Below are 2,520 nucleotides of genomic sequence, written 5' to 3' on the forward strand. Positions count from 1 at the left end.
GACGATGCGCCTGTGCTGCGCATCCACGAGACGCCGCCGATCGAGGTGCATATCGTGCCGAGCGCCGAGGCGCCCGGCGGCATCGGCGAGGTGGGTACGCCCGGCGTGGCGCCGGCGCTTCTGAACGCGATCTTCATGGCGACCGGCAAGCGGCTCAGAACCCTGCCGATCGACCAGGGCGACCTGAGGAGGGTGTGACCATGAACAGGCCAGCCCTTGCTCTCTCGCTTGCATCCGCGCTCGTGGCGGCAGGTTTCATTGCCGCTTTCGAGCCTGTCAGCGGTTTTGCCGAAACCGGCAGCGGCGGCGCCTTGAAAGGTGCAGCCGACTTTGCCGCGATCGCCGATGCGCGTGAGCGCTCGAAGGCGATCTTTGCCGAGGCGAGCCGGGTGCTCACCCATCCGCGCTGCATCAACTGTCACCCGGCAACGCGCAGCCCGACGCAAGGGGAGGACATGCACCCGCATGTGCCACTGATGATTGCCGCCGACAGTTCGATGGGGCCGGCCGGCCTCGCCTGCAGCACCTGCCACGGTGCGGACAACCGGGCGATCGTCGGCAGCCGGCTGAAGTCCATCCCCGGCAATGCCCATTGGCAGCTGGCGCCCGCAAGCATGGCCTGGCAGGGCCTCACCGTTCGCGAGATCTGCGAACAGGTGAAGGATACGGAGCGCAACGGCAACCGCTCCCATGCCGATCTCATCAAGCACATGGGCGAGGACCACCTCGTCGGCTGGGCCTGGCACCCGGGCGAGGGCCGTAGCGCGCCGCCCGGCTCGCAACCGGAGTTCGCCGCGCTGATCACCGCCTGGGTGGAGACCGGCGCGGAATGTCCAGACTGAGCGAGGGCAGATGTGCGGACTGACTGCGGCACCGGTCCTCCTTGACAAGGCGGCCGGACTGTTCGACCTTCACCGCCATGACCTGCCGCCTCGTAAAACTGACGACTGTGAAAAAAGCCCCGTATCCGGGGCTGACGGTCGTTGCGCGCAGAGCATAGCAAGCACAAGGATCAGATCGACCCCGCCGGTTCGGACGGGGTTTTCGCTTGCGCTCTCCGTCTCCGGTTTTTCAAAGGAGATGGAATTTCATGGAAAGCACAGCTTCAACACGATCGTCGGGCCCTAGTGGTCTCTGGCTGCCGCTGATCACGCCCTTTCGCGATGGTGAGCTGGACGAGCGCTCGCTCCGCCGGTTGGTCGTCCACTATGCGGCCGAGCCGATCGACGGCTTCATTCTCGGCGCGACCACGGGCGAGGGCATGGCGCTCGACGAGGCGGAGTGCGAGCGTGCGGTTGCGATCACCAACGAGACCCTGGCTGCAGCGGGGCGGCGCATCCCCGTCTATTTCGGGCTTTCCGGTAGCGATACGCGGAAGTCGGTGAAGGCGCTGGAGCGGACGGCGGCCTGGGGCGCCGATGGCTACCTGATTGCCTGCCCCTATTACACCCGGCCGTCGCAGCGCGGTCTTCATGCGCATTTCTCGGCGCTTGCCGACGCCACGGACCGGCCGATCCTGATCTACAACATTCCCTACCGGACGGGCGTCAACCTCGGCAACGAGACGATGCTGCAACTGGCGGAACGGAGAAACATCGTTGGCGTCAAGGATTGCTCGGCGGATGCGACGCAATCCTTCGATCTGTTGCGCCACAAGCCCAGCGATTTCGCCGTGCTGACCGGCGAGGATCCGCTGTTCTACACGGCGTTGACGCAAGGGGCGGAAGGCGGGATCACCGCGTCCGCCCATGTGCAGACGGCAGCCTTTGCCGACATCCGCAACAGGCTGCTTGCCGGCGACCAGGCGGGGGCGCTTTCCGCCTGGCAGCGCCTTTCCGACCTGCCGCGGCTGCTCTTTGCCGAGCCGAGCCCCGGGCCGATCAAGCATTGGCTGTGGCGCGCGGGGCTGATCGACAGTGCGGAGATGCGTCTGCCGATGGTGCCGGTCAGCGATGACCTGGCGCTGAGGATCGAAAGGGCCATGGCGGAGCGGGACGGCCGGCGCTGAGCCTGTGACGGTTTTCCAAAGTGGGGCGGTCGGTAAAGGGAAGATCGCCCTGCTTTGCGTCGCCGTTTGCATCGTATTTTAACAGTTACGTACTTTCGCGGAACGGCTTGTTTCGGCAGGATAGCGGTCCTTACGCGCGGTGTCCGATGGCGCTGCGCGGCCCGTGCTGCCGGGCATTGAAATGCCGCAGTTGAGGAAAAAAACAGAGAACCATTCTTGCGAGCGATCCGTGCCCTGAACCGTCACGGGTGAGGGCGAAAGCCGGTTTCCCGGCGCGAGGACCAAGCCGGGCGAGATGGACGGTGTGCCAAAAACGGGGCGCCTGTGCGGGTGCCCGTCCCAAAGCTGATTGATCAGGACGCCTGGAGACGATGATGAAGACATCCGGCAGCAATCTTGAAATCACTCGACGCGACATGATGAAAGGCGGAATCGGCGCGGCCTCGCTTGCCACGATCGGCGCCGGCGCGGCCGTTCCGGCGGCGCTGACGGCCGCCTCGGTCGTGACCTCG

At 65.6% G+C, this 2,520-nt stretch carries 3 protein-coding genes; all 3 read left to right on the forward strand.

The features are described 5' to 3' along the window. On the forward strand, positions 1 to 198 hold a 198-nt coding region (locus L981_RS35285; RefSeq protein WP_043626334.1), incomplete at its 5' end, for a hypothetical protein. A 2-nt stretch (positions 199 to 200) separates the two neighbouring features. Further along, entirely contained in the window at positions 201 to 842 is a 642-nt protein-coding gene (locus tag L981_RS31750; protein WP_043626336.1) for a hypothetical protein, read from the forward strand. Positions 843 to 1,090: 248 nt separating this feature from the next. Continuing rightward, on the forward strand, positions 1,091 to 2,008 hold the full coding sequence (gene dapA / locus L981_RS31755) for a 4-hydroxy-tetrahydrodipicolinate synthase (RefSeq protein ID WP_043626338.1): 918 nt from the start codon (positions 1,091 to 1,093) through the stop codon (positions 2,006 to 2,008). Positions 2,009 to 2,520 lie beyond the last annotated feature (512 nt).

It is taken from the genome of Ensifer sp. ZNC0028, from assembly GCF_000799055.1.
In the GTDB taxonomy this organism is placed as follows: Bacteria; Pseudomonadota; Alphaproteobacteria; order Rhizobiales; family Rhizobiaceae; genus Ensifer.

Excerpts from the sequence above, each read along its gene's own strand:
- L981_RS31750 (WP_043626336.1), top strand. The coding sequence starts at position 201 with ATGAACAGGCCAGCCCTTGCTCTCTCGCTTGCATCCGCGCTCGTGGCG.
- dapA (WP_043626338.1), top strand. The coding sequence starts at position 1,091 with ATGGAAAGCACAGCTTCAACACGATCGTCGGGCCCTAGTGGTCTCTGG.